Origin of the sequence: Serratia sp. root2 (assembly GCF_031931805.1) — a bacterium.
GTDB lineage: Bacteria > Pseudomonadota > Gammaproteobacteria > Enterobacterales > Enterobacteriaceae > Serratia > Serratia inhibens.
The window spans coordinates 1,728,320-1,753,002 of record NZ_JAUJXB010000001.1 but is presented as its reverse complement, the minus strand read 5'-3'; the positions used below and the strand labels follow the sequence as shown (position 1 = coordinate 1,753,002).

The window sequence follows — 24,683 nt, the reverse complement described above, 5'->3', positions numbered from 1 at the left end:
GACTGAGCATAAACGACTTAAATTCATTGAGATGTTGGTAGCGATCGCTTTTGGCGGTTTGGTGATTTACCTGATAGCCACGGGCACGTTGTCACTGTCAGGGCTGGAGCACCATTGGCCATATCCATCAAGATAACTGTAGTGATTTGCCAGGGCATACTGAACATGGCGGATAAAAAATAAAATTACGCTATTCAGACGTTGCGTTCGGGCGAGGAAAGGGCGGCGGAAATCCATAAGTTAAACGCCGGCCGTTGAATCTCCCGCTCAGATCGGATGTCTTGCATTACGTCTAACCCATCAGGCGCTTCATCATATAAACGCTCAGCGGATCAGGCGAGTAGTTGCCAAAGCGCGTTGTCTGTCGGTAGCCGGCTTTTCGGTACAGGCTGATCGCCTCGGGTTGGTTAACGCCGGTTTCCAAATACAGTTCGCCATAACCCAGCGATTGCGCTTTCTGCTCGATAACCTCGATCAACCGGTAGGCGATACCTTGCCCGCGAAAGCGCGGATCAACGTACATGCGCTTGATCTCGGCAATTTTACCCTCTGAAATGTACAGGCAGCCGCAGCCCGCGTAGCCGCCTGCGCTTTTTGCGACAAAAGCGCAGGTTTCTGACGACGTCATTTCCTCAACCGACACCGAATAGCATGAAGCGGCGGGGTAAAGCGGTTGCTGGTAGTCGTCCAGCGCCGTCACCAACGCAGCAAAACCGGTATCGGTCACCGCGGTTTCTTCAATAGATACAGCCATACTCGCTCTCGTATAACAGGGGGCATCCAGATAACCACAGTATCACAGCGCCCTTTGGCTGCGTTGCGGCGCAGGGGGAAATCGTATTCCTTTTCCGGCTGGCAGACAGCTTGATCGAGAGTTTTATTTTCCCTTTTACGACAGGGTGTTATCATTGTAACGCTTTAATTAATCAGGAATTACAATGAAAATATTATTATTAGCGGCAGCATTATTTACTCTGGTAGGCTGTGCAAGGCCATATGGCCCGGCGGATGAAGTGTTGAGCACCAAATATGCTGAGAAAAAAGAAAATGTGGTACAGAGTAAAGTGACTGTTACCAGAAATAAGCAGTTTATCGGTGGTGGCAGCGGTGGTACCTGCCGGTTTGTGGTGGCGGTCGATGAGACTAAAATTGCCCTGCTGCGGCAGAATCAATACGCCATTGCCTATCTGGATAAAGGCCCACACAAACTGAAAGTGAGCAATGACTGTAATGTTCTGTCGATGGGGATGAGAAAAACCCTCGATATCATCGCCGATGGGACAGATCAGGAATACCTTGCGGAAAATGGCTTTTGGGGCCAATACCGCATGTGGCGAGTGAAGTAATCATTACGGGAATACAGGGCCGCGCAAGCGGCCTTTTTTACTTGTCTTTATTGTCGGCTTGATAGTCGCAATGCCAACGCCACGCCCAATGCGGCGGCGGCCAGTACCATTGCGGCGGGGGCGGACCAGCCGGCATTGGCGACGATGCTGCTTATCGCGATGGGGGCGATCACCTGGCCCAGATAATTGCCTTGCATCACCAACCCCAGGCACAGTGGGATGAGGGTCGGTTCCGGTGACGACATCGGCGTGGCGGCGAGAAGGGTAGAAGGCAGCATGCCGCTGATGGCGGAAAACAAAAAACACAGCGGTATCAGCATATTCATCGGCGTTACCGAGAAGAAGATACCGCTGCCGGTCAGCCCCATGGCGATAAAGGTGCCGGTGAGCAGTGCTTTGGTGCTGATCCCACGCGACAACAGTAAACCGGCGGAGAGATTGCCAATCATATTGACGGCTATGATCGCGGCACTGATGCTGCCCGTGCTGGCGAGCGACAGCCCGACGTGCTGCATCAAAAATAGAGGCAAAAAAGCCATTACCGCAAAGAACAGCAGGTTGTAGCTGGTGAATATCAGCGCCAGCAGCCCAGGTTGTCGTGCGCGCAACAGGCGAGACAACGCCTGGCGCAGGCCGATGTGTGAAGCCGCCACGGAGCCGGTAGCCTCCCGGCGGGTCGTCAGCGGCAGCAACAACGCCGCTAACAGCGTCAGAGCGGCGCTCGCCAGCCAGCTCTGTTGCCAGCCGCCGAGCAACGGGCCGAAAAACATCGAGAGGGCGATGCCCGCCGGCATAAAGGTGCTCCAGATGCCAAACACCAGATTACGCTTTTGCGGCTGAACCACGCGATTGAGTACCGCCGGGGCGGCGACCACGACGATGACGAAACCCAGGCCTTCGATGAACCGCGTGGCGATCAGTCCGTTGAAGTTATGCAGGCCGGCGCCGACAAAGCTGGCGGCGCTGATGATCACCAGCCCAAGGCACAGCAAGCGGCGATCGCCCCAACGGCGGACCAAAATGCCGACGAGGATGCCGCTGAACACGCCAACGAAAGGGAAGGCCGAGATTACCCAGCTTAATGACTCCAGCGAGCGGCCGAACTCGCGTTGCAACTCCGGTAATGCAATCGTCGCTTTGCCCACCTGCAGGGCTGCCGCAATACCGGCGAACACTATGTTCAGGATCGCCGGCCACTGGGTGGCATTGGGCGCTGCAGACGCGATGGCGTCAGATTTTGTCGATATCATGATTCGCTCCGGGGGATAAAATCAGACTATGCGTTACGGCGAAAACAGCAGCAGTTCAATTGTTGCTTCGCCTGCCCAAAAAACGTTCATTTCGAGCTTTTGACCGCTCTCTGCAACGACTCAAATCGCGATTAACGCGCCCGATCACACAAAACCCCTGGCCGGGTTTCCTCCGTCATCGCCACCATGATAGTTTTTATCAAAATCGTGATGAGGAAGAGTATGGCAGGCAAGAAAACCACCATGAGCGCCATTGCCCGGGAAGCACGGGTCGGCATTGCTACGGTTGACCGGGTGATGAACCGGCGCACGTCGGTACGGCCGGAAACGGAACGCAAAGTTATCGCGGCGGCGAAAAAACTGGGTTTTGCCCTCGAAAAGTCTCACCGGTTGTTCGAGGCGGCCGGGCAGTCGCCGGTGCGGCTAAAAATGGGTTTTATCCTGCTGCGCCGCGAACATTCTTTCTATGCGCAGTTAGCGGAAAGCCTGCTGGAACAGGCCGCGCCGTACTGCGATCTGGCCCATCCGCCGCAGTTCATTTTTCATGACATCAGCGCGGTAAGCGATACCGCCGCTGCCATTACGCAACTGAGCCAGAGCGTGGATGTGATGGGGGTGGTGGCGCTGGATAACCCGATGATCCGTTATGCGGTCGAAGAAGCTTGCCGCGTGGGCGTTAAGGTGTTTACGCTGCTGTCGGATCTGTCAGTGCACAGCAGGGCCGGCTATGTTGGTCTGGATAATCAGCAGGCCGGCCGCACGGCTGCCTGGGCGGTAGAGCGCATGTGTCGAAAACAGGGGGAAGTTGGGGTTATCATCGGTGATAATCGCTTCCTGTGCCAGGAAAGCTGCGAAATCAGCTTTCGCTCTTACCTGCGCGAACACCAAAGTGGACACCAGGTGCTGGAGCCGCTACGCAGCCATGAACGGGCCGAGAGCGCCAGAGAGGTGACATTGAGTATGTTGGCGCAGCACCCCGAATTGGTGGCGTTGTACGCGCCCTGCGGCGGCGTGGAAGGGATTATCGCCGCGTTGCGGGAGAGCGGCAGGCAGCACGACGTGATGCTGGTTTGTCATGGCCCGGTGGAAAACGCGGAGATGGCGTTGATCGACGGCACGCTGGATCTGATGTTGACGCACCGCATTCATGAATTCGCCGCGTCGGTCATCAACAGCTTTGTCGCCGCCGGCGGCGGCGAACACCCTGGTTTTATGCACGTCATTAACCGCTTTGATCTGATCACCAAAGAAAATATCTGATCGCCGGCCCCGCTGCGGGCCTTTTTCCCCTGAGTTGCGTCGCTATCTTGCAGGTCGCGGCCTGCCTGTATTTGATAAAAAACCATCATTTTAACTATCAAATTTAACGCGATCTCCATCAAAAAATGAAAGTTTCATCATTGGTTGTTTCGAAACGTTTGTTTGATACTGGCGTTACATGCTGCTCGAAACGGAACCAAGACGATGAATTTACCGATTGCCAATGCGCCCTGCAGTTGGGGGGTGGACGACCCTAAAAATCCCTATCTTCCGCCTTACCGGAAAGTGCTGCAGGAGGCGAGCGCCGCCGGCTACGGCAGCATAGAACTGGGGCCGTGGGGCTACTTGCCGATAGACGCCGTAGCCTTGAGCACGGAACTGGAGCGGCACAGGCTTTCGCTGGTGGCCGGTACCATTTTTGATGATCTGGTCAGCGAGCGAAACTTCAGCCATATCCTCGCGCTGACGCACAACATTTGCCGCAATTTGTCTCAGGCGCCTAAAGCGCAGAAAACTCAGGGCAGGTCTTTCTCCGCGCCGTATCTGGTGATTATCGATTTCGGCAATCCGCAGCGGGCCAAATTGGCCGGCCAGTATGCACAGGCGCCGCGCCTGAGCGATGCGGATTGGAACCGGATGATCGGCCACATCAAAACGGTCAGCGAGATTGCCTGGCGGGAATATGGCGTCAGGCCGGTGATCCATCCGCATGCCGGTGGCTGTATCGAGTTCGCCGATGAAATAGAGCGGCTGGCTGCCCAGATCCCGCATCACACCGCCGGGCTGTGCCTGGATACCGGTCACCTGTATTACTCCGGCATGGATCCGGTGGCCTGGCTCGACACCTATTTTGCGCGTATCGATTATCTGCATTTCAAGGATGTTGACCCGGAAGTCTTCCGCAACGTGCTGGCGCGTGGGCTGGATTTCTTTACCGCCTGCGCGGAAGGGGTGATGTGTCCGTTGGGCCAGGGGGCCATTGACTACCCTGCGGTACGCGCATTGCTGGCGGCACGCGGTTACCGGGGATGGATCACCATTGAGCAGGAACGCGATCCGCGCAACGTGCAGGGCAGCCTGCAGGATGTGATGGAAAGCCTTAATTATTTGCGAACAGTCGGTTTTTAATCAGGAGAAACGTGATGATCAACGGCATTAAACCTCTGGAACGCTCCCTGCGCTGGGGCATGGTGGGCGGCGGCGGCACCAGTCAAATTGGCTATATCCACCGTTCTGCCGCGCTGCGCGACGGGACTTTCAGCTTGGTGGCAGGCGCGTTTGATATTGACGCGCAACGCGGGCGCAGCTTCGGGCAAAGTCTGGGCGTGGCGGCGGAGCGCTGCTATTCGGACTATGCCGAGTTATTCCGCGAGGAAGCCGCGAGATCGGACGGTATTGAGGCGGTTTCCATCGCCACGCCAAACAACACCCATTTTGCTATTTGCCAGGCGGCGCTGGAGGCCGGCCTGCACGTAGTGTGCGAAAAACCGTTGTGCTTTACCGCCGAAGAGGCGCAAACGCTGGTCGAGCTGTGTGAAAAACGGCAAAAAATTATCGGCGTCACCTACGGCTATTCCGGCCACCAGCTGATTTTGCAGGCCCGGCAGATGATTGCCGACGGTCTGTTGGGCGACATTCGCATTATCAACATGCAGTTCTCGCACGGTTTTCACGCCACGGCGGTGGAGCAGGAAAACCCCAGCACGCGCTGGCGGGTGGATCCGCGTTTTGTCGGCCCCAGCTATGTATTGGGTGATTTGGCTACCCATCCGTTGTTCCTGGCGGAAACCATGGTGCCGCAATTGAAGGTCAAACGTCTGATGTGCAGCCGCCAGAGCTTTGTCAAAACCCGTACTCCGCTGGAAGACAACGCCTATGTGCTGATGGAGTACGACAATGGCGCCGTTGGCTCGATGTGGTGCTCGGCGGTCAACAGCGGCTCGATGCATGGGCAGAAGGTACGCATCGTCGGCGAGAAGGCCAGCCTGGAATGGTGGGACGAACAGCCTAACCAAATGCGCTTTGAAGTACAGGGCGAGCCGGTGCGCATTCTGGAGCGGGGCATGCCCTATCTGGATCACGCCGCATTGGCGGACGACAGGATTGGCGGCGGTCATCCCGAGGGGCTGTTTGAAGCCTGGTCAAATCTGTACCGCCGTTTTGCGCTGGCGATGGACGCCACCGATCGGCGGGACGAGGCTTTCCTGGCAGATTTCTGGTACCCCGACGTGCATGCCGGGGCGATGGGGGTGCGCTGGGTGGAAAACTGCGTGCGTTCTGCAGATGCCGGTGCAAGCTGGGTTGAATTTCGCTAAAGCCCCGCCGGCGTGGCGGGCCTTTAGCGACATCCTTAATGAGTTTTACATGGGCTATGCCACCAGCCGTCAGCTGGCGCAGACGCTGAAACAGCATGGGGCGCATCGCTACAGTATCTTTCTGGATACCGGGCGCAGCCTGTTGTTCGCGGTAGTCGAGATTGAATCCGAGGCTCGTTGGCAGGCGGTGGCCGACACCGACGTGTGCCAACGCTGGTGGGTGTCGATGCGCGATTTAATGCCGAGCCATGCCGATAATAGCCCGGTAAGCGAAGCGCTAAAACCGGTGTTTTATTTGGCGTAGCGGACAAAACAACAGGGCGGGATATTTCCCGCCTTGTTGCCATTCAGGCACTGGCACCGTCAAACGGGTGTATGTTCAACCCATCCAGCGCCAGAGCAGGCACGCAGCGTAGATTGATGGCGCACATCGCCGCGCCGTCCGGACCTTTACCGTAGGCAAAAGCCTCGGTACCGCAGGTTTGGCAGAACTGATGCTGAATAATGTGTTTGTTGAAGGTATAGCCGCGCAGCAAGTCTTCACCGCTGTTCAGCTCGAAGGTATCGATAGGGAAGAACGCCAGCAACATGCCTTTGCGGCGGCAAATCGAGCAGTTACAGCTTAAGGCTTCATGGGGCAGTTCGGCCTTCACCGTAAAGGTGACGGCGCCGCAGTGACAGCTTCCTTGAAAGGACATAGGGGTTCACCTGCTGAAAACGTCGGTTCGTTCCATTGTAGTTCACTTTTTCGCCACTCAGGCCTTCTGTGGGACGATAGAGTGATCTGCCTCATTAGAGAACCGGGGGAAAGGCTGGTAGGGTAGGGCTTGGCCCAATCACAAGGAGAGAACGATGTTAGAGCAATACTACCCGGCGACGATGAGCTCCAAACCTGTCACGGACGAACAGCATAAAAGGCTAGTGGCGGTGCAGGCGGCGCTGGAGTTGATCAAGGCTACATTGTCCGATACCAACGACGGCAACGGCGTGGATTTTCAACTGAAAGCCGCCGAAAAGCACATTGGCCCCATGGCGGATGCCATTCAGGAAGCGTTGAAGTAAGCGCCAGCGTCCCATCATCAACCGCCCCTGTGGGCGGTTTTTTGCATTTTGTCCGACATATTCGGATTGTTTGTCATAGAGCGAAACGGGAAAGGTTGTAAAATCGACCTCAGGATTATCTTAGGAAAGAGCGTGAGGAGAACGTTGATGAAGAATGTGCATATCGTATTGTCGGGCAGTTGTGTACGGCTGGCTTACCCGGGAGAGGACGTGCTGGATTTTCCCGACCGGCTGTCATTTGGGCCGCTGTATGCGCTCGACGACGATAGCGCGCTGCAGGCCAGAACCCGCTGGTTTCGCGATCTGTACCAATCCGTTAACGCACCTGAGTGGGACACTTCTGAAGAGTGCCAGGCGGGTGTGACGACGTTAAAAGCGCAGCTTGCCGCCGTCACCGGGCAAGTGACCCTGTGGGTCGCCGATAACGCCGACGAACAACTGATGCTGCGCGCGTTGCTGCCGCTACTTGGCGAACGCCCCATCTTTGTCGTCAGCGTAACCGAACACACCGGGCGACCGAGCACCGGCTGGTGTACGACGGAGATGCTGGAGCCGCTGTGGATCCGACGGCGCGAGCTGACGTCGGAAGACAAAACGGCACTCACCGCCGACTGGCAGCGTCTGCTGGCGGAGAATGCGCCGGTGCGGATCTTTGCGGAAAACGCGGTGCACGGCCAGGCGCAGAATTTTTACGACCGCCAATTGCTGGATGCCTGCCCCGCAGATTACACCCAGGGTTCGCGGGTGGTGGGCGAAGCGATGGTGAACTCGCCTTATCTGGTGGGGGATACCTTTCTTAATTTCCGTTTGTACGCCTTGATTGCACAGGGCGCATTGCAGGCTCAGACCGCCGGCATGAACATGAACCGCATCAAGGTCAGGCAGGCATAACCCCCCTCACGGCGCATGACGGCTCTTTTTGTGCCTTTCGGCGGGAAAATATACCAAAGCGGTTTTTTTTGTGCTTTCCGGCGGAGAAAAAACGCCAAAGCGGTTTTCTCGGCCGAGAGGATCGGCTTATAATGCGCCGATAACTGTATAAATAAACAGGTTGGTTGCATGGCGCTGGTTTTGGATGGTGAAAAAATTGGTCGTAACCGGTTTACCGGTGAGAAGATTGAAAACGGCATTTTTCGCAACTGTGATTTCTCGGGAGCAGATCTGACCGGCACCGAGTTTATCGGCTGCCAGTTTTATGATCGCGAGAGCCGGCAAGGCGGCAATTTCAGCCGCGCGCTATTGAAAGACGCCGGCTTCAAAAGCTGCGATTTATCGATGGCAGACTTCAGAAATGCCAGTGCGCTGGGCATTGAAATCCGCGAGTGTCGCGCCCAGGGCGCCGATTTTCGCGGTGCCAGTTTTATGAACATGATCACCACGCGCACCTGGTTCTGCAGCGCTTACATCACCAAAACCAACCTCAGCTACGCCAACTTTTCGAAAGTGGTGCTGGAGAAGTGCGAGCTGTGGGAAAACCGCTGGAATGGGGCGCAGGTCCTCGGCGCGACCTTCAGCGGCTCCGATCTCTCTGGGGGCGAATTTTCTTCGTTCGACTGGCGTGCCGCCAACTTTACCCATTGCGACCTGACCAATTCCGAATTGGGCGAACTGGACGTGCGTGGCATCGATTTGCAAGGGGTCAAACTGGACAGTTATCAGGCGTTCCAAATCATGGAGCGCTTGGGTATTGCGATTATCGGTTAGAGCGGTTGACTGCTGAGGAGCAGGCAACGCCTGGAAGCCGGCGCAGGCATCAATCGACGATAAACAACCGCGCTCCACCTTGCGTTGACGAGCGGTGCGGTTCTGCGTCGTCCGCCACCTGATAGCTCATGCCCGGCAGCAGAACAAAGCGTCGGCCATCGGCCAACTCGGTATGTAACTCACCGCTCAGACACAGAAGAACATGGCCTTTGGTACACCAGTGATCGGCAAGGTAATCGGGCGTGTATTCAACCATCCTGACGCGCAGGTCGCCGAACCGGCGAGTTCGCCAGTAGGCCATGCCGGTAACGCCTGGATGCTCCGTTGCGGCGATGTCTTGCCAGTCAGTGATGCCGAAGGGGAGGTCGGTTATTTTCATGTTTTTTTCCTGAGACTCAGCCTATAAATTGGGCCGGCATGCCACCGTCAACGCAGCAACTGCCGTATTCCCAACCCAACAATCAACGTGCCGCAGATCCTGTCGATATGGGCTTTGCTGCGGCGGTAGGCGCTGGCGATCGGGGCGTGCGACAGCACCAGGACGACCAGCCCGTACCAACAACCGGCAATCACCGCCACTTCCGCCAGCATGGCGGCGAAGGTCGCCGCTGAGACATGCGCCGGCGCCGCTGACGAGAATACCGCCGCGTAGAAGGCGACAGATTTGGGATTGGCAATATTGGTCGCGACACCCTGCAGAAAGGCGACGCGGGATCCACTCTTTGCACGAGAGTTTGCGTTTATCAAACCCGAGGCGGGTTTTGCTTTGGCGAACAGACGGCAGCCAAACCAAATCAGATAGCCGGCCCCGGCGATTTTGACCGCCATCGCCAGCCAGGGGAAGAGGGCAAAAACCAGGCCGATGCCGAGGATTGCGCCGCTGGCCCAGAACAAATTGACCAGCACGATACCGGCTACCAGGGCGAAGGCTTCCGCCCGCCGGGCAGAGACGGCTTTATGCGCTACGGCGACAAAATTGGGGCCAGGTACCACTACGCCGACCACATACAGGGTGAAGACGGCGATGACTGCGGGCATATCGATCATCATGTTACAGCCGATCAGAAAGGAACATATCAGCAGTTTTATAATGAATCGCGGCCACAATCCATCCTGATATCGTGCGGAGCGGAAAATTTCTCTTCTGTCTGTATGCCGCCTTTCTCGGCGGCGAGTTTTCTTCGCGGCGTACGTAATAAATTCATAGTGTGAATAAATATAATTATAAATATTCCTTGATTAAATAATCTGGCTGTGTGTAAATAGCGTCATCGGTTTGTAGTACAGACCTTATGAAAGCAGTTTTAGTAAAGCAGTTCTCAGTATTAGTGATATCCCATAGATACCTCTTCTCCCGCGAATTACCTTCTCTAGTGCCCAATAAGTTTCCAACAAAAACAGACCTCTATCGCCGTATGGCGTCTCAAAATATAAAGGAAATATCTATGTCTACTAAAATGACTGGTTTGGTAAAATGGTTTGATGCGGGTAAAGGTTTTGGTTTTATCTCTCCGGCAGACGGCAGCAAAGACGTGTTCGTGCACTTCTCTGCCATTCAGAGCAATGATTTCAAAACTCTTGATGAAGGTCAGCGCGTTGAGTTCACCATCGAAAGTGGTGCAAAAGGCCCTTCAGCAGGCAACGTAGTCGTTTTATGATTTAAGGTAATGTTTTATTTCTTGCGATAGCGATGATGGCTTAAGCCGGAGCGGATGAGAAATAAAAGCGTTGCCCGAATAAACTCCGGGATTACCCGGGGTTTATCTAAACCTGAATATTTCGCTCTATTTTTAGTTGCGATAAATATTCTCAACAGAAAAACAGATTGGCGTCGCCACTTTAATAACGACACTGATTCAGTCTTTTTTTCTGTTGTGAAAAAGTTGTGCTTAGGCTGCGTAACGTTGGAGTGTTCGATGGACGCTTACGCCATAACATGACAGCCGGGAAAGTAACCGGCAAACATTGATGACCCTGGCTAAACGCCGGGGTTTTTTTATGCTTATCGCCCCGGCGAACAGGCTGGCCCAATGTGAAGCGGGCCAGCCATAACATGACCGTTACCCGCGCTGGGAATCCAGCACTTCATTATTTTTCACCACGTCCTGGGCTTTAACGTAATTTTCAATCAAGAGTTGATACGCCGGGAAGATTTTGGTGTAAACCTCGGCCCATTGCTGTGCATCCTCGCGGTTCCAGCTACCCTGCAGTTCAGAGGCCACGCCAGCGGTATCGATAGGCACGACACCGGCCTGAACCACGCGTGCCAGAGTGATCTCCTGCGCCATTTTAGAATAGGTGCCTGAAGCGTCGATGACGGCAAATACCTTATAGCCTTCGGCAACGGCGCTGATCGACGGGAAGGCCATGCAAACGCTGGTAATGGTGCCGGCGATAATCAGGGTTTTGCGCCCGGTAGCTTTAACGGCCGCAACAAAGTCCGGGTTATCCCAGGCGTTGATCTCGCCTTTGCGCGCAACATATTGTGCGTGAGGTGCATTTTGGTGGATCTCAGGGATCAAAGGGCCGTTAGGGCCTTGAGGTACTGACGCTGTGGTAATTACCGGCAACTTACTCAGAGTAGCGATACTGGCCAGTGCGCCGGCGCGAGCGCGCAGTTCGGTCATGGGCATATCGCCAACGGTTTGGAACAGGCCACTCTGGTGGTCAATCAACAGCATGACCGCGTCATTGGCATCAATAACAGGACGCTGACCATTAAAGTTTGCTGGGGCGCTCATCTTGTTTTCCTCTGTAATCGGGGGGTTGATAACAATTAATTTTTCCTAACCAAGATGTAATCTCAGTGCTTACGAACAGTGTAGGGCCAGGGGAAAATTCCGCTAGAGAGGTAACTCAGGATTCATCGTTCTATAAAAAGAACGATAAAGGCAACGTGCAGGCGATAATTTCACCGCTGAACTAAACTTGAACTGTATAAGAAGCACGTGAAAAGCCCCTGTCGGGGGCGCCATTTGTGTTCATCAGCGCAATGTGGAGGGCAGCATCATGGCTTATCAACATATCGTTGTCGCAACCGATCTCAGCGAAGACGCGGAGTTTCTGCTCGGTAAAGGCGCCAAACTGGCCGGCGCTCTCAATGCCAGGTTATCCCTGATCTATATCGATATCCACCGTACCGGCTATTACGCCGAACTGGGCGTGGGTGAATACAACTACACCGATGCTACTTTTTCGGAACGCGTGAAAAATATGCTGAATGCAATCAAGGGCCAGTCATCCTATCCGGTCGAGGAGGTGATTATCGGCCGTGGCGAACTGACGCAAGAGCTGAACAGGGCGGTGAAGGAGAAGGGCATTGATTTGGTGATTTTTGGTCATCACCAGGATATCTGGAGCCGGCTAATGTCATCGGCGCGACAGGCCATCAATCACCTGCAGGTTGATCTGTTGGTGATCCCAATCGACAAGAAATAAGCCTGTTCATCGCCGCCGCTAAACGAAGCGGCGATGATGTCCTATTACTGCCGCTTATCCAACGAACGGCGGTATAGGGACGCTATTGAACTTATAGATTACTGATAATCCCTCATTGAAATAGTCTCCCCTCTTAATTTTATCATTGCTATCAAAGCATTGGCTTAATTCTGATAATGCCTGGCCTTATGTGCTGAATTGCCAGGTGATACCTCTTTATGATTAATAAAACGCACGTTTTGACTGGCCCTTGCCCTCCATGAGTTTTATCCTCGGATCTCAGCAGGATTTGTATGATTTATAGAAATATATTCACATGGAGGAGGTCTCATGCGTTTCGACAATAAAGTGGTAGTGATCACCGGAGCAGGCAACGGGATGGGGGAAGCGGCGGCACGCCGATTTTCCGCCGAGGGGGCCGTGGTGGTGCTGGCGGATTGGGCGAAGGACGCGGTAGATACCGTTGCCGCTTCGCTGCCGAAAGGCAGGGCGATGGCGGTGCACATCGACGTTTCCGACCCGGTCGCAGTTGAAAAAATGATGAACGAGGTGGCGGCGAAGTTGGGCCGTATCGACGTGCTGCTGAACAATGCCGGTGTGCACGTGGCGGGTACAGTGCTGGAAACCAGCGTAGCCGACTGGCGGCGCATCGCCGGGGTGGATATCGATGGCGTGGTGTTCTGCTCAAAATTCGCGATGCCCCATCTGCTGAAAACCAAGGGCTGTATCGTTAACACCGCCTCGGTATCCGGCCTGGGCGGCGACTGGGGGGCGGCTTATTACTGCGCGGCGAAAGGGGCGGTGGTCAACCTGACGCGCGCCATGGCGCTGGATCACGGCGGTGACGGCGTACGCGTGAACTCGGTGTGCCCGAGCCTGGTGAAAACCAATATGACCAATGGCTGGCCGCAGGAAATCCGCGACAAGTTCAACGAGCGTATTGCGTTGGGGCGTGCGGCAGAGCCGGAAGAAGTGGCGGCGGTGATGGCGTTTTTGGCCAGCGACGACGCCAGCTTTATCAACGGCGCCAACATCCCGGTTGACGGCGGCGCGACCGCATCAGACGGTCAACCGAAGATCGTATAACCATGAGTACGGAGGCCCGGCACGCCGGGCCTCTCGGTATCACACCCCAATCCGATCCCGCAGCGTATAGTAGGCTGCGCCAATTGCGGTGAACGGGATTTGCAGGTTGCGGCCACCGAAGAACGGCAGATGCGGCAGCTTGGCAAAGGCATCGAAACGTTCCGCATCGCCGCGCATCAGTTCGGCAATCAGCTTGCCCGCCAGGTGGGTACAGGTCACGCCGTGGCCGCTGTAGCCCTGCATGTAATACACATTATTCTCCAGCCGACCGAATTGCGGCATGCGCGACAGCGTGAGCAGGAAGTTGCCGGTCCAGCGGTAGTCGATGCGTACGCCTTTCAACTGCGGGAAGGTTTTCAACAGTTTTGGCCGGATAAGATTATCGATATCGTCCGGATCGCGCGCGCCATACACCACGCCGCCGCCGTACAGCAGGCGGTTATCGCCGGTAATGCGGTAATAATCCAGCAGATAGTTGCAGTCTTCCACGCAGTAATTCTGCGGGATGAGCGACTGCGCTACTTCCGGCGCCAGCGGTTCGGTAGCCACCACCTGCGTGCCGCACGGCATGCTGCGTTTCGCCAACCTGGGCTCCAGCTTATCGCCCAGATAAGCATTACCGGCCACAATCACATAGCGGGCCTTCACCTGGCCGCCTGCGGTGCTGACCAGCGCGGGTTCGCCGTGGCGGATCTGGGTCACCGCCGACTGCTCGAAGATGCGCCCGCCCTGCAGGCGAATAGCCTCGGCTTCGCCGAGCGCCAGATTCAGCGGATGAATATGGCCGCCGCTGTGATCCAGCAGTGCGCCGACGTAGCGTTCGCTGTTCACTTCCTCACGGATGCGCTCGGCGTCCAGCAGTTCCAACTGGGTATTGCCGTAGCGTTCCCAATTCTGCTTCTGCTCGATCAGCGCATGATATTGCCGGTTGTTCAACGCGGCGAAGATACCGCCGGGGCGATAGTCGCATTCGATGGCGTATCGCTTGATACGGCTGCGAATGATCTCTGCGCCTTCGAACATCATGCTGCCGAGCACCCGGGCGCTTTCAGCACCATAGCGTTCTTCGATGACGTCAATGTCGCGGCTGTAGGAATTCACCAACTGGCCGCCGTTACGGCCGCTGGCGCCGAAGCCGATGCGGGCGGATTCCAGCACCACCACGTTGTAGCCGGCCTCTACCAGGAACAGCGCAGAAGACAGACCTGTGTAGCCGCCGCCGACGATGCAAACGTCGCATTCAATAGATTCATTCAGTTGCGGGTAGGGCTGATGGCTGTTGGCCGAAGCCGCATAGTAGCTTTTTACGTGTTCAGTCATGATGGGTGCCCTTATTCCAGCGAAATCCAGGTGGTTTTCAGTTCGGTGAATTTATCCAGCGCATGCAGCGATTTGTCGCGACCGTTGCCGCTTTGCTTGTAGCCGCCGAACGGCACGGTCATGTCTCCGTCGTTGTAGTTATTGACGAAAACCGAACCGGCTTTTAACTGTCGAGCCATGCGGTGGGCGCGGGACAGGTCGCGAGTCCAGACGGCGGCACCCAGGCCATACTCGCTGTCGTTGGCCAACTGCAATGCCTGCTGTTCGCCGTTAAACGACGTTACCGCCAGAACCGGACCGAAAATCTCATCGCGCGCCACGCTCATGGTGTTATCCACCTGGGTGAGAATGGTCGGGCCGAGGTAACCGGCATGGCCGCTACGCGCGTGCTCGCGCCCGTCAAGGAACAGCGCTGCGCCCTGGCTCAATCCTTGCTCGATATAATCGGCCACTTTTTCGCAGTGGGCCTGATCGATCATCGTGCCCATCACCGTGGTCGGATCGAGCGGATCCCCCGGCATGAAGGTTGCCGCATGCTTGCGCAGGGCTTGCAAGAATTCCTGCTGAATGCTCTCTTCCACCAGCAGCCGGGTACCGGCGATGCACACTTGCCCTTGATTGTAGAAGATACCCGCCGCCGCGCCCTGCGCCGCTTTGTCCAGATCCGGGCAGTCGGCAAAAATGATATTGGCGCTTTTGCCGCCGGCTTCCAGCCACACGCGTTTCATATTGGATTGACCGGCGTAGATCATCAGCTGTTTGGCGACCAGGGTGGAGCCGGTGAAGGTGAGGGCGTCGACGTCGTTATGCAGCGCCAGCGCCTTGCCCGCATCCTGGCCGTAACCGGGGATGATGTTCAGCACGCCGTCCGGCAACCCGGCCTGTTGCGCCAGCTTGCCCAGATAGATCGCGCTCAGCGGGGATTTCTCCGAAGGTTTGAGGATCACGCTGTTGCCCGTGGCCAACGCCGGGCCGAGTTTCCAGCAGGCCAGCAGCAACGGGAAGTTCCAGGGTACGATAGCGCCCACCACCCCGATCGGCTCGTGTTCGATCAACGCCAGTGCGTCGCCGCCGGTGGGGGCGATTTCGCCGTAGACCTTGTCGACAGCTTCGGCGTACCAGCGCAGACAGCGGATAGCGCCGGGCACGTCGTCGCGCAGGCTGTGGAGGATCGGCTTGCCGGTATCCAGCGTTTCCAGCAGTGCCAGCTCCTCTTGGTGCTGCTCCATCAATGCCGCCAGCTGCAGCAAGGTAGCCTTGCGTTGCGCCGGTGCGGCCCGTGACCAGTCGCCGCGCTCAAACACCTCGCGCGCCGCGCTGACCGCCAGATCGATATCGGCGCTGCTCCCCCGCGCCACCTGCGTCAATTCGCGCTGAGCGGCAGGATCCTCCACGGCGAAGGTTTCGCCTTGTACGGCCTGTTGATAGCGGCCATTAATAAACAGTCGGTTCTCAATATTCAGGGCTTGCGCCCGGTGTTGCCAATACTGCAGGTGATGGAAGTCCATGCCTTGCTCCGTTGATCAGAATGTCGTCGGCGTGTGGGCGCTGATAATCCGGCAAATCCGCGCCGACGTGTTGCTGAAACTGTGGGGAATGCCGGTGTTGATGGCGTAGCTCTGGCCGGCCAACAGGTGATAGTTCTGCCCGTTGACCTGCAGCAGCACTTCGCCTTCCAGCAGGGTGCCTATCTCTTCCCCCTGATGTTTGATGCGTTCGCCGGTGGTGGTACCCGGTTCGTAGGTTTCGATCATCATCGCCAGCGTGCGGTTGGGGTCGCCGTTGTGAATCAGCTTCATCGACACCCCCTGGCTGCCAATCTCGATCAGATCTTCATGATCGATGACAATCCGCGTCTCATCCGGCTTTTCCGGCTCGGCGAAAAACGCCGACAGTGACAGCCCATACACCGTCAGCAGTTTTTGCAGCGTGCTGATGGCCGGGCTGACCTTGTCCTGCTCGATAGTGCTGATGGCGCTGTGGGTTAATCCAGACAGTTCGGCGGCGCGGCGCTGTGACAACCCTAATTGCTGGCGGATCTGCGACAGACGTTTTCCCGGTGCCAAGCTGACATCGCTCATAGGCGTTTTTCCTTTTGGTAGTGCCGGCAAGCGGTAATGAAGCCGTCGAACAACAGGCGCGACAGGGCATACTCCTCACTGTTCCATTCCGGATGCCATTGCACGCCCAGCGCGAAGGGCTGGTCACGCAGGCTGATCGCTTCCACCAGCCCATCGGCGGCGTGGGCTTCGATGCGGACGTTGGGGCCGAGGGTTTTTGACCCTTGCCCGTGCAGTGAGTTAACCCAGAATCTGTTGCAATCCGGTATCAGTTGCGAGAGCAGCCCGCCTTCCTGAACGATGACTTCGTGGGCGGGGGCGTATTGTTGATCCAGCGGCAGGTCGTGATCTTCACGGTGTTCGAGCAGTTCGGGCAGTTCAAACAATCGACGATGCAAAGTGCCTTGGGTGGCAACCACCATTTCCTGCATGCCGCGGCAAATGGCGAAAAGGGGAATGCGCCTGTCGAGCGCGTGACGGATCAGCGCCAGGCTCAATTCATCTCGCCCGGGATCGGCGTCAGGCTCATCGCCGTTTTCACCATAAAGGTGCGGCTGCACGTTACTGGGGCTGCCGGGCAGCAAAATGCCATCGAGGTGCGGCAGCAATTCTTCCAGCAGTGTGGGCTCCGCCAGCGCGTGCGGCAGGGCGATCGGCAGCCCTCCGGCGGTGATCACTGCATTCAGGTACTTTTCTTGCAAGGTCTGAGTGAGATGCTCGTTTAACCTATACCTGCACATCACTACGCCGACCATCGGTCTGTTAAATATATTGCCCATGCTATCCCCTTGGGTTGTTCGAAATTATGAACGATAAGCTTCTCCAGTGCCGTTTTCGTTCAATATTTTATAAATCTAGCAGTCAAATGGGCAATATTCAAACTCAAATTAACACTTGCAAAACAATTTTGTTGCAACTATGTTTCATTGGTGGGCATTATATTGAACGCGATGGTCAAAAAATATCGACGTCAATAGGTGTGGGAACCACAGACAAAAACATAAATGGCGGGTGAATCATGCAGACCAACTTAGTAGAAGTGGAAAACTTTGTTCAGCACAACGAAGAAAGGCGAAGTAGCGCGTTCCAGCGTGAAGTGAAGAAATACCTGGAACGTTATCCATTGACTCAGCACGTTGACGTTCTGCTGACCGATCTCAACGGCAGCTTCCGCGGCAAACGCATACCTGTCAGTGGCCTGAGCAAGCTGGAGAAGGGCTGCTACTTCCCGGCGTCGGTGTTTGCGATGGATATTCTCGGCAACGTAGTAGAAGAAGCCGGGCTGGGGCAGGAACTGGGTGAGCCGGATCATATCTGTGTCCCGGTGCCGGGCACGCTGACGCCGTCTGCGGCGGACCCGCAATATATCGGCCAGGTATTACTCACCATGCTGGATGAAGATGGTACTCCCTTTGACGTTGAACCGCGTAATGTGCTGAACCGAGTGTGGCAGCGTTTGCGTCAGCGCGGGCTTTCCCCCGTAGTAGCGGTAGAGTTGGAGTTCTATCTCATCGATCGTCAGCGCGACTCGGAAGGCTATCTTCAGCCGCCGTGTGCGCCAGGCACTCAGGAGCGCAATACCCAAAGCCAGGTGTATTCCGTCGACAACCTTAATCACTTCGCCGACGTGCTGAGCGACATCGACGAGCTGGCGCGTTTGCAGGGCATCCCGGCGGACGGCGCGGTGGCGGAAGCCTCACCGGGCCAGTTTGAGGTAAACCTGCATCATACCGATAACGTTCTGCAAGCCTGCGACCACGCATTGGCTCTGAAGCGCCTGATCCGCATGGTGGCGGAAAATCACAATATGCACGCGACCTTTATGGCCAAGCCGTATGAAGAACACGCCGGCAGCGGCATGCACGTGCACATCAGCATGCTCGACAAACAGGGTAACAACGTATTCGCCGATGACGACGGCGAGGACTCCGCGTTGCTGAAGCAGGCGCTGGCGGGGATGATTGCCCTGATGCCTTCTTCTATTGCGCTGCTGGCACCGAACGTTAATGCCTATCGCCGCTTCCAGCCGGGCATGTACGTGCCGACCCAGGCTTCCTGGGGCCATAACAACCGCACCGTGGCGCTGCGCATCCCCTGCGGCGACCGCGATAGCCACCGCGTGGAGTACCGCGTGGCCGGCGCCGATGCCAACCCTTATCTGGTGATGGCGACCATTCTGGCGGGTATGGTTTACGGGCTGGAAACGCCGCTGCCGCTGCAAGAGCCGGTGACCGGCAACGGATTGGAGCAGGAGGGACTGGCGTTCCCGATCCGCCAGAGCGATGCGCTGTACGAATTCGAACACCAGCCGGTGCTGAATGCGCTGCTCGGCGAAAGGTTCAGCCATGTTTACCTGGCCTGTAAAACGGATGAAATGGTGCAGTTCGAGCGCCTGATCACCGAGACCGAAATCGAGTGGATGCTGAAAAACGCCTGATCCCGCTCAATCCGAACCTACCGCGCGCGTCTGGCGCATTGCGCCGGCTATCCTGTGGCCTGCGAAGCTGCGCGCTGCGGTACCGCATTTCTTCCATCTGGGCGTACAGGACGCCGGCGAGGAAATAACCATGACAGCCATTACCCTTCCGTCAGTCAGCGCGGGCGTCTGCCTGTGCCGCAGTGAATACGGGCCATTCGCTGGCCGAGTTCGTTTACCTTCATATCGCTTTTCCCGCCGTCCGAGCAGCAGTTTCCCCGCGGCCTCTCTGAATGACGCCAAACGGTTACCAGCAGAGGACAACGAGGGGAAGCGCTATGACGATTAATGCTACCGACTGTAATCCGGCGGCCAAGCCGCAACTGCGCAAGACCCTCAAGCTGTGGCAGGTGGTGATGATGGGCCTGGCGTATCTGACGCCGATGACGGTATTCGATACTTTCGGCATCGTGTCCGGCGTCACCGACGGCCATGTGCCTTCTTCCTACCTGTTTGCGCTGGCCGGAGTGCTGTTTACCGCCATCAGCTACGGCAAGCTGGTACGCCAGTTCCCGACCGCCGGCTCTGCTTACACCTATGCGCAGAAAGCGATTAACCCGCACGTCGGCTTTCTGGTCGGCTGGTCCTCGCTGCTGGATTACCTGTTCCTGCCGATGATCAACACGCTGTTGGCGAAAATTTACCTGACCGCGCTGTTCCCCGAGGTGCCGCCCTGGATTTGGGTGGTGGGGTTCGTGATCATCATGACGGCGATTAACCTGAAAAGCGTCAATCTGGTGGCGAACTTCAATACGTTGTTCGTACTGGCCCAGGTGGCGATTATTCTGGTGTTTATCTACCTGGTGGTGCACGGCCTGCGCAACGGCGAAGGGGTAGGAACGGTATGGAGTTTGCAGCCGTTCATCAGTGAGAACGCGCATTTGTTGCCGATTATCACCGGCGCTACCATCCTGTGCTTCTCGTTCCTCGGTTTTGATGCGGTCACCACCCTGTGTGAAGAAACGCCCAATGCCGCCAAGGTGATCCCGCGTGCAATCTTCCTTACCGCGCTGTACGGCGGGGTGATCTTTATCAGCGTGTCGTTCTTTATCCAGCTGTTTTTCCCTTCCATTCAGCGTTTTCATCAGCCGGATGCGGCGCTGCCGGAAATCGCGCTGTACGTGGGCGGCAAGCTGTTCCAGGCCATCTTCCTCTGCACTACCTTTATCAATACGCTGGCCTCCGGCCTGGCGTCGCACGCCAGCGTTTCACGGCTGCTGTACGTGATGGGGCGCGATAACGTGTTCCCGGAAAAATTCTTCGGCTATATTCACCCTAAATGGCGCACGCCGGCATTGAACGTGCTGATGGTTGGGCTGGTGGCGCTGTCCGCGCTGTCTTTTGATCTGGTCACCGCCACGGCGCTGATCAACTTCGGTGCGCTGGTGGCCTTCACCTTCGTTAACTTGTCGGTCATCAGCCATTTCTTTATTCGCGAGAGGCGCAACAAGAGCTGGAAGGACCGCTTCCACTACCTGATACTGCCGCTGATTGGTGCGTTGACGGTGGCGGTGCTGTGGTTGAACCTGGAAAAAAGCTCTCTGACCATGGGGTTGATCTGGGCGGCACTCGGTTTTGCTTATCTGGTGTACCTCACCCGGCGTTTCCGTCAGCCACCGCCGCAGTTTGAGCGGCAGCCGCAGCAATAACGAAATCAGGCGGGTTTTCCCGCCTTTCTTTTTCTGCCGTCCGGCAGTAGAGTGAAAATTCCGATAAAAAATAACCCATTGGATGGCTTTCATGTTTTCTTTACCCACCCCATACAAAGCCACGCTGCTCGGTTTGTTGGCGATCCTGCTGTGGAGCAGCGTCGTTGGCCTGATACGCAGCGTTAGCGAAGGGTTGGGGCCGATCGGTGGTGCCGCGATGATCTACAGCGTCAGTGCACTGTTTTTGTTGCTGGTGCTCCGCCTGCCGAATCTGCGTCATTTTCCGCGTCTTTATCTGATCCTCGGCAGCCTGCTGTTTGTCAGCTATGAGATCTGCCTGTCGCTGTCGCTGGGCTATGCCAATACCCGGTTGCAGGCGATAGAAGTGGGGATGATCAACTATCTCTGGCCCTGTTTTACCGTGTTGATGGCGCTGGTGTTCAACGGGCAAAAAGCCAAATGGTGGCTGCTGCCCGGGCTGTTGTTGTCGCTGTTCGGCATTGGCTGGATCATGAGCGGTGAGGGCGGATGGTCGCCGGCGCAGATGCTGGAGAATGTGCGCAGTAACCCGCTGAGTTATTCGCTGGCTTTTGGCGGCGCAGTGATTTGGGCGCTGTATTGCAACCTGACCAAAAAAATTGCGCAGGGCAGCAACGGGGTGGTGCTGTTTATTACGCTGACCGCCGTGGCGCTGTGGCTGAAATATGCCTTCAGCGACGAAAGCGGCATGCAGTTTACCTGGCCGGTGAGCCTGACGCTGCTGTGTGCCGGTATGGCGATGGGGGCCGGTTATGCGGCGTGGAATGTCGGCATTTTGCACGGCAACATGACGCTGCTGGCGACGGTATCCTATTTTACGCCGGTGCTGTCGGCGGTCTTTGCCGCGCTGGTGCTCGATACTACGCTGACGGTCAGTTTCTGGCAGGGCGTGGTGATGGTCACCCTCGGTTCGCTGATCTGCTGGCGGGCAACCCGTGGAAAGTAACGGAAATTATCAGTCGACCCTGGGATAGTGGGCTAGAATTTAACTAGCGACAGTACCTGAAGGAACATAAAAATGAGAGACGATATCCAATTCATTCAGCAGCCAGTGATTGACGATGAAAACTATATGCGCGGTGATACAGTGCGCCTGACCACCGCTAACTTGCGCCATGAATACCAGCTTGATGTCGGCATTCTGCGCCGGGAAGGCAAGTTGATTTTCGGCTCGGTAGTTGCCGCTGCGCCGAAGGTGGATATCCCACCCAAAGAGTGGGAGGTGGCACCGGGGCAGGAAGTGGTTTTCCGTCAGGAAAATATTGCCAAAGCGGTACCGGGGGCACGCTGAAGCGTAAATATCCGTTCTGCTTTATCTTAAAATAGGAACGGATACATCAGGTTGTTTTTTTGATTTATTTTTTAAATTCAAACGATTGTGTCAACTTATCATTCCTTTTCATTAAGGGGAATGATAAGGATTTCCATTTGCCATTAGAATATTCTGATAGTCGTTGTTAATATTACAGGATTGATGTGGCTTATAGGGATGTTGACTGAATTACTATGACACAACCGGCAGATACCGCCCGTATTTTTATTGGCTGTGATCCGAATGATTGCGATCTGGAACAGATGATGGTTCTGGAATATAGCCTGCGTAAACACGCATCCATTCCCGTCCATATCGAATGGATGAGGCTTTCACGGGATCCCGCCAGTTTCTGGCACTCCAACGGCGCAGGCGTTGGTTGGAATACGGAATGCTGGGCTACGCCTTTTTCGGCGTTCCGCTGGGGTATTCCTGCGTTCTGTAATTTTCAGGGGCGCGCATTCTATTCGGATGCCGATGTCTTGTATCTCAGCGACATTGCAGAAATTTGGCACCATCCGATGGAAGAGGGGAAAGCCATATTAGCATCGGGCAGCGGCAAGGATTTACGGTTGGGTGAAATGCTGTGGGATTGCGAAGCGGCGGCGCATTTTCTGCCGCCGCTCGAAGAATTGCACCGTGACCGGCATGGCCATAAAAAGATGCAGCAGTTCTTTGAACAACACCCTGAATATGTTGAATCCCTGGCACCGGAATATAGCAATCTCGACGGTGACGATTTGCCGCTGGAAGCGTTGAAGGCATTGCATTACTCAGACATGGGCAGCCAGTTCTCGCACCGTTTCTCGTTGCCGCGCCTGCAATCTGAAAACCGTCGCCATTGGTTCGACGGCAAAATTTACAGCCATTACCGTGACGATCTGCGCGAACTGTTTGAACAGTACTATCACGAAGCGCTGGCGGCAGGTTACACCCTGGAACAGTACCGCAATCCACAGCTTTTCGGTCACTTTAACAAGCAATCGCAAAAGCAATATAACGGCAACACCATTACTCGCAAGAAAAAACCCTTTCTGCAGCGTATGTTCGGCAATATGTTCGGTTAACGCCGTCAGTAGCGCTTTCCTTCGTTAACGCTCTCATGTTGCCTGTCATCCTCCTCTCTGCCGGCCAATTCGTTCCGGCTTTTTAACCTCGAAAAATGTCATCTGCACTCGTTTTGGGTGTTGTACACAATTGGCACAAAAACTGCTTTATAAATCACCGGGCATGACAAAAATCACATCGAACGTGAATTTGCATGAAACATAATTTGACAAATGTGAACGCAATCGATTACCTATTCGCGAAATGCATAACTGGATCACAGATTATTACACTCGGTGATTTCTATAATGCGCGCGTCGCCCGAGAAATCGTCAGCGGGGGTAACGCCAGGTGTCGTCAGACTCATTGTCATCTTTTCTAACGGGCAGGAAATGGCCCTTTAAGCATGTGGTAATAAAAATGAAAAAAATAGCTCTAGCAGCAGGTGTATTGCTCGCAGCGTCTTACAGTGCATCATCAATGGCTGATAGCAAAGACAGCCAATTCGTCTCGGATTGGTGGCATCAGAGCGTTAACGTGGTGGGCAGCTACCACACCCGTTTCGGGCCGCAGTTGAACAATGATCTGTATCTTGAATACGAAGCCTTCGCCAAAAAAGATTGGTTCGATTTCTATGGCTACGTCGATGTGCCCAAGTTCTTCGGTGTCGGCAATACGCCGGACCGCGGCATCTGGGACAAGGGTTCACCGCTGTTTATGGAGATCGAACCGCGCTTCTCCATCGACAAGCTGACCGGCACGGATCTGAGCTTCGGGCCGTTCAAAGAATGGTACTTCGCCAACAACTATATCTATGATCTGGGTCATAACACCGAAGGCCGCCAGAATACCTGGTACATGGGGCTGGGTACGGACATCGATACCGGCCTGCCGATGAGCCTGTCGATGAACATCTATGCCAAATACCAGTGGGAAAACTACCAGGCTGCCAATGAGAACAGCTGGGATGGTTACCGCTTCAAGGTGAAATACTTTGTGCCCTTGACCCAAGTGTGGGGCGGAAACCTGAGCTACATCGGTTTCACCAACTTTGACTTCGGTTCCGATCTGGGCAAAGACAGCAACTGGACCGACGGCACCGGCAAACAGGTTCGCACCAGCAATTCGATCGCTTCCAGCCACATTCTGGCGCTGAACTACGATCACTGGCACTACTCGTTCGTGGCCCGTTACTTCCATAACGGCGGCCAGTGGCAAGATGGCTCGGAGATTGGTACGCCGCAGGGCCCAATTAAATCTACAGGCTGGGCTTATTACCTCGTGGCCGGTTATAACTTCTGATTTTCCGTGGTATCAGA

Annotated in this window: 27 protein-coding genes; 17 read left to right on the top strand and 10 right to left on the bottom strand. The window is 55.6% G+C overall.

The genetic code is table 11. From position 1 onward, the window contains the following. Window positions 1-292 precede the first annotated feature (292 nt). On the bottom strand, window positions 293-754 hold the full coding sequence (locus tag QZQ97_RS07900; RefSeq protein ID WP_311993000.1) for a GNAT family N-acetyltransferase: 462 nt from the start codon (window positions 752-754) through the stop codon (window positions 293-295). Between the two features lie 184 nt (window positions 755-938). Here QZQ97_RS07900 and QZQ97_RS07895 point away from each other — a divergent pair, with 184 nt between their 5' ends. Next, entirely contained in the window at window positions 939-1,346 is a 408-nt protein-coding gene (locus QZQ97_RS07895; protein ID WP_311992999.1) for a hypothetical protein, read from the top strand. Between the two features lie 47 nt (window positions 1,347-1,393). On the opposite strand, the gene QZQ97_RS07890 is transcribed toward QZQ97_RS07895, so the two are convergent. Further along, on the bottom strand, window positions 1,394-2,596 hold the full coding sequence (locus tag QZQ97_RS07890; protein WP_311992998.1) for an MFS transporter: 1,203 nt from the start codon (window positions 2,594-2,596) through the stop codon (window positions 1,394-1,396). Between the two features lie 222 nt (window positions 2,597-2,818). On the opposite strand from QZQ97_RS07890, the gene QZQ97_RS07885 reads away from it, so the two are divergent. The 4 genes from QZQ97_RS07885 to rhaM all read left to right on the top strand — a co-directional run bounded on the left by QZQ97_RS07885 (window position 2,819) and on the right by rhaM (window position 6,475). Beyond that, on the top strand, window positions 2,819-3,856 hold the full coding sequence (locus QZQ97_RS07885) for a LacI family DNA-binding transcriptional regulator (RefSeq protein WP_442995178.1): 1,038 nt from the start codon (window positions 2,819-2,821) through the stop codon (window positions 3,854-3,856). Between the two features lie 204 nt (window positions 3,857-4,060). Next, complete coding sequence (locus QZQ97_RS07880; RefSeq protein ID WP_311992996.1) at window positions 4,061-4,984, top strand: TIM barrel protein; 924 nt, start codon at window positions 4,061-4,063, stop codon at window positions 4,982-4,984. Window positions 4,985-4,998: 14 nt separating this feature from the next. Beyond that, the gene (locus tag QZQ97_RS07875; protein WP_311992995.1) at window positions 4,999-6,171 is read left to right on the top strand and encodes a Gfo/Idh/MocA family protein; all 1,173 of its coding nucleotides are present in this window, start codon (window positions 4,999-5,001) and stop codon (window positions 6,169-6,171) included. A 49-nt stretch (window positions 6,172-6,220) separates the two neighbouring features. Next, window positions 6,221-6,475 (top strand): L-rhamnose mutarotase, encoded by a 255-nt coding sequence (gene rhaM, locus QZQ97_RS07870; RefSeq protein WP_311992994.1) that lies wholly within the window; start codon window positions 6,221-6,223, stop codon window positions 6,473-6,475. A 43-nt stretch (window positions 6,476-6,518) separates the two neighbouring features. On the opposite strand, the gene QZQ97_RS07865 is transcribed toward rhaM, so the two are convergent. Then, window positions 6,519-6,869: a GFA family protein gene (locus QZQ97_RS07865; RefSeq protein WP_311992993.1), complete on the bottom strand. Its 351-nt coding sequence runs from the start codon at window positions 6,867-6,869 to the stop codon at window positions 6,519-6,521. Window positions 6,870-7,023: 154 nt separating this feature from the next. Between QZQ97_RS07865 and QZQ97_RS07860 the strand changes: the two genes are divergently transcribed. From QZQ97_RS07860 to QZQ97_RS07850, 3 genes are all read left to right on the top strand, one after another. Then, window positions 7,024-7,233 (top strand): hypothetical protein, encoded by a 210-nt coding sequence (locus QZQ97_RS07860; protein WP_004943339.1) that lies wholly within the window; start codon window positions 7,024-7,026, stop codon window positions 7,231-7,233. 147 nt (window positions 7,234-7,380) lie between these two features. Continuing rightward, window positions 7,381-8,124, top strand: coding sequence for a DUF3658 domain-containing protein (locus QZQ97_RS07855; protein WP_311992992.1), 744 nt, complete (start codon window positions 7,381-7,383; stop codon window positions 8,122-8,124). 168 nt (window positions 8,125-8,292) lie between these two features. After that, complete coding sequence (locus QZQ97_RS07850) at window positions 8,293-8,937, top strand: Qnr family pentapeptide repeat protein (protein WP_311992991.1); 645 nt, start codon at window positions 8,293-8,295, stop codon at window positions 8,935-8,937. 49 nt (window positions 8,938-8,986) lie between these two features. Here QZQ97_RS07850 and QZQ97_RS07845 read toward each other — a convergent pair whose 3' ends face one another. Both QZQ97_RS07845 and QZQ97_RS07840 read right to left on the bottom strand, forming a co-directional pair. After that, window positions 8,987-9,316 (bottom strand): DHCW motif cupin fold protein, encoded by a 330-nt coding sequence (locus QZQ97_RS07845; RefSeq protein WP_311992990.1) that lies wholly within the window; start codon window positions 9,314-9,316, stop codon window positions 8,987-8,989. A gap of 47 nt (window positions 9,317-9,363) precedes the next feature. Next, window positions 9,364-9,987 (bottom strand): LysE family transporter, encoded by a 624-nt coding sequence (locus QZQ97_RS07840; RefSeq protein ID WP_311992989.1) that lies wholly within the window; start codon window positions 9,985-9,987, stop codon window positions 9,364-9,366. Between the two features lie 395 nt (window positions 9,988-10,382). Between QZQ97_RS07840 and cspE the strand changes: the two genes are divergently transcribed. Then, a complete protein-coding gene (cspE, locus tag QZQ97_RS07835) occupies window positions 10,383-10,595 on the top strand; it encodes a transcription antiterminator/RNA stability regulator CspE (RefSeq protein ID WP_004943356.1) in 213 nt (70 codons plus the stop codon). Between the two features lie 402 nt (window positions 10,596-10,997). On the opposite strand, the gene QZQ97_RS07830 is transcribed toward cspE, so the two are convergent. Further along, complete coding sequence (locus QZQ97_RS07830) at window positions 10,998-11,678, bottom strand: hydrolase (protein ID WP_311992988.1); 681 nt, start codon at window positions 11,676-11,678, stop codon at window positions 10,998-11,000. A gap of 268 nt (window positions 11,679-11,946) precedes the next feature. On the opposite strand from QZQ97_RS07830, the gene QZQ97_RS07825 reads away from it, so the two are divergent. Then, window positions 11,947-12,375, top strand: a complete 429-nt coding sequence (locus QZQ97_RS07825; protein ID WP_311992987.1) for a universal stress protein — start codon at window positions 11,947-11,949, stop codon at window positions 12,373-12,375. Between the two features lie 330 nt (window positions 12,376-12,705). Next, a complete protein-coding gene (locus tag QZQ97_RS07820) occupies window positions 12,706-13,461 on the top strand; it encodes an SDR family NAD(P)-dependent oxidoreductase (protein WP_311992986.1) in 756 nt (251 codons plus the stop codon). A 39-nt stretch (window positions 13,462-13,500) separates the two neighbouring features. On the opposite strand, the gene QZQ97_RS07815 is transcribed toward QZQ97_RS07820, so the two are convergent. Genes QZQ97_RS07815 through puuD form a run of 4 tightly spaced genes read right to left on the bottom strand, consistent with a single transcriptional unit; the run spans window position 13,501 to window position 17,620 of the window. After that, on the bottom strand, window positions 13,501-14,781 hold the full coding sequence (locus QZQ97_RS07815) for an NAD(P)/FAD-dependent oxidoreductase (RefSeq protein WP_311992985.1): 1,281 nt from the start codon (window positions 14,779-14,781) through the stop codon (window positions 13,501-13,503). 11 nt (window positions 14,782-14,792) lie between these two features. Next, window positions 14,793-16,289 carry an aldehyde dehydrogenase PuuC gene (gene puuC, locus QZQ97_RS07810; protein WP_311992984.1) on the bottom strand — a complete coding sequence of 499 codons (1,497 nt, stop codon included), beginning with the start codon at window positions 16,287-16,289 and terminating at the stop codon, window positions 14,793-14,795. Between the two features lie 15 nt (window positions 16,290-16,304). Next, complete coding sequence (gene puuR, locus QZQ97_RS07805; protein WP_006320460.1) at window positions 16,305-16,862, bottom strand: HTH-type transcriptional regulator PuuR; 558 nt, start codon at window positions 16,860-16,862, stop codon at window positions 16,305-16,307. Continuing rightward, window positions 16,859-17,620, bottom strand: coding sequence for a gamma-glutamyl-gamma-aminobutyrate hydrolase (gene puuD / locus QZQ97_RS07800; RefSeq protein ID WP_126482185.1), 762 nt, complete (start codon window positions 17,618-17,620; stop codon window positions 16,859-16,861). The genes puuR and puuD overlap by 4 nt, the downstream gene beginning before the upstream one ends. A 239-nt stretch (window positions 17,621-17,859) precedes the next feature. On the opposite strand from puuD, the gene QZQ97_RS07795 reads away from it, so the two are divergent. The 6 genes from QZQ97_RS07795 to QZQ97_RS07770 all read left to right on the top strand — a co-directional run bounded on the left by QZQ97_RS07795 (window position 17,860) and on the right by QZQ97_RS07770 (window position 24,666). Then, complete coding sequence (locus QZQ97_RS07795; protein ID WP_311992983.1) at window positions 17,860-19,278, top strand: glutamine synthetase family protein; 1,419 nt, start codon at window positions 17,860-17,862, stop codon at window positions 19,276-19,278. 317 nt (window positions 19,279-19,595) lie between these two features. Beyond that, window positions 19,596-20,966 (top strand): APC family permease, encoded by a 1,371-nt coding sequence (locus QZQ97_RS07790; RefSeq protein ID WP_311992982.1) that lies wholly within the window; start codon window positions 19,596-19,598, stop codon window positions 20,964-20,966. Window positions 20,967-21,057: 91 nt separating this feature from the next. Next, a complete protein-coding gene (yddG, locus tag QZQ97_RS07785; RefSeq protein WP_311992981.1) occupies window positions 21,058-21,951 on the top strand; it encodes an aromatic amino acid DMT transporter YddG in 894 nt (297 codons plus the stop codon). A gap of 72 nt (window positions 21,952-22,023) precedes the next feature. Then, window positions 22,024-22,296, top strand: a complete 273-nt coding sequence (locus QZQ97_RS07780; protein WP_212559478.1) for a hypothetical protein — start codon at window positions 22,024-22,026, stop codon at window positions 22,294-22,296. Window positions 22,297-22,511: 215 nt separating this feature from the next. Beyond that, entirely contained in the window at window positions 22,512-23,384 is an 873-nt protein-coding gene (locus QZQ97_RS07775; RefSeq protein WP_311992980.1) for a glycosyl transferase, read from the top strand. 400 nt (window positions 23,385-23,784) lie between these two features. Next, a complete protein-coding gene (locus tag QZQ97_RS07770) occupies window positions 23,785-24,666 on the top strand; it encodes a nucleoside-specific channel-forming protein Tsx (RefSeq protein WP_311992979.1) in 882 nt (293 codons plus the stop codon). Window positions 24,667-24,683: the final 17 nt, after the last annotated feature.

Bases quoted from the DNA above. Each gene is read 5' to 3' on its own strand.
- QZQ97_RS07900 (WP_311993000.1), bottom strand. From the start codon at position 754: ATGGCTGTATCTATTGAAGAAACCGCGGTGACCGATACCGGTTTTGCT.
- QZQ97_RS07895 (WP_311992999.1), top strand. From the start codon at position 939: ATGAAAATATTATTATTAGCGGCAGCATTATTTACTCTGGTAGGCTGT.
- QZQ97_RS07890 (WP_311992998.1), bottom strand. From the start codon at position 2,596: ATGATATCGACAAAATCTGACGCCATCGCGTCTGCAGCGCCCAATGCC.
- QZQ97_RS07885 (WP_442995178.1), top strand. From the start codon at position 2,819: ATGGCAGGCAAGAAAACCACCATGAGCGCCATTGCCCGGGAAGCACGG.
- QZQ97_RS07880 (WP_311992996.1), top strand. From the start codon at position 4,061: ATGAATTTACCGATTGCCAATGCGCCCTGCAGTTGGGGGGTGGACGAC.
- QZQ97_RS07875 (WP_311992995.1), top strand. From the start codon at position 4,999: ATGATCAACGGCATTAAACCTCTGGAACGCTCCCTGCGCTGGGGCATG.
- rhaM (WP_311992994.1), top strand. From the start codon at position 6,221: ATGGGCTATGCCACCAGCCGTCAGCTGGCGCAGACGCTGAAACAGCAT.
- QZQ97_RS07865 (WP_311992993.1), bottom strand. From the start codon at position 6,869: ATGTCCTTTCAAGGAAGCTGTCACTGCGGCGCCGTCACCTTTACGGTG.
- QZQ97_RS07860 (WP_004943339.1), top strand. From the start codon at position 7,024: ATGTTAGAGCAATACTACCCGGCGACGATGAGCTCCAAACCTGTCACG.
- QZQ97_RS07855 (WP_311992992.1), top strand. From the start codon at position 7,381: ATGAAGAATGTGCATATCGTATTGTCGGGCAGTTGTGTACGGCTGGCT.
- QZQ97_RS07850 (WP_311992991.1), top strand. From the start codon at position 8,293: ATGGCGCTGGTTTTGGATGGTGAAAAAATTGGTCGTAACCGGTTTACC.
- QZQ97_RS07845 (WP_311992990.1), bottom strand. From the start codon at position 9,316: ATGAAAATAACCGACCTCCCCTTCGGCATCACTGACTGGCAAGACATC.
- QZQ97_RS07840 (WP_311992989.1), bottom strand. From the start codon at position 9,987: ATGATGATCGATATGCCCGCAGTCATCGCCGTCTTCACCCTGTATGTG.
- cspE (WP_004943356.1), top strand. From the start codon at position 10,383: ATGTCTACTAAAATGACTGGTTTGGTAAAATGGTTTGATGCGGGTAAA.
- QZQ97_RS07830 (WP_311992988.1), bottom strand. From the start codon at position 11,678: ATGAGCGCCCCAGCAAACTTTAATGGTCAGCGTCCTGTTATTGATGCC.
- QZQ97_RS07825 (WP_311992987.1), top strand. From the start codon at position 11,947: ATGGCTTATCAACATATCGTTGTCGCAACCGATCTCAGCGAAGACGCG.
- QZQ97_RS07820 (WP_311992986.1), top strand. From the start codon at position 12,706: ATGCGTTTCGACAATAAAGTGGTAGTGATCACCGGAGCAGGCAACGGG.
- QZQ97_RS07815 (WP_311992985.1), bottom strand. From the start codon at position 14,781: ATGACTGAACACGTAAAAAGCTACTATGCGGCTTCGGCCAACAGCCAT.
- puuC (WP_311992984.1), bottom strand. From the start codon at position 16,289: ATGGACTTCCATCACCTGCAGTATTGGCAACACCGGGCGCAAGCCCTG.
- puuR (WP_006320460.1), bottom strand. From the start codon at position 16,862: ATGAGCGATGTCAGCTTGGCACCGGGAAAACGTCTGTCGCAGATCCGC.
- puuD (WP_126482185.1), bottom strand. From the start codon at position 17,620: ATGGGCAATATATTTAACAGACCGATGGTCGGCGTAGTGATGTGCAGG.
- QZQ97_RS07795 (WP_311992983.1), top strand. From the start codon at position 17,860: ATGCAGACCAACTTAGTAGAAGTGGAAAACTTTGTTCAGCACAACGAA.
- QZQ97_RS07790 (WP_311992982.1), top strand. From the start codon at position 19,596: ATGACGATTAATGCTACCGACTGTAATCCGGCGGCCAAGCCGCAACTG.
- yddG (WP_311992981.1), top strand. From the start codon at position 21,058: ATGTTTTCTTTACCCACCCCATACAAAGCCACGCTGCTCGGTTTGTTG.
- QZQ97_RS07780 (WP_212559478.1), top strand. From the start codon at position 22,024: ATGAGAGACGATATCCAATTCATTCAGCAGCCAGTGATTGACGATGAA.
- QZQ97_RS07775 (WP_311992980.1), top strand. From the start codon at position 22,512: ATGACACAACCGGCAGATACCGCCCGTATTTTTATTGGCTGTGATCCG.
- QZQ97_RS07770 (WP_311992979.1), top strand. From the start codon at position 23,785: ATGAAAAAAATAGCTCTAGCAGCAGGTGTATTGCTCGCAGCGTCTTAC.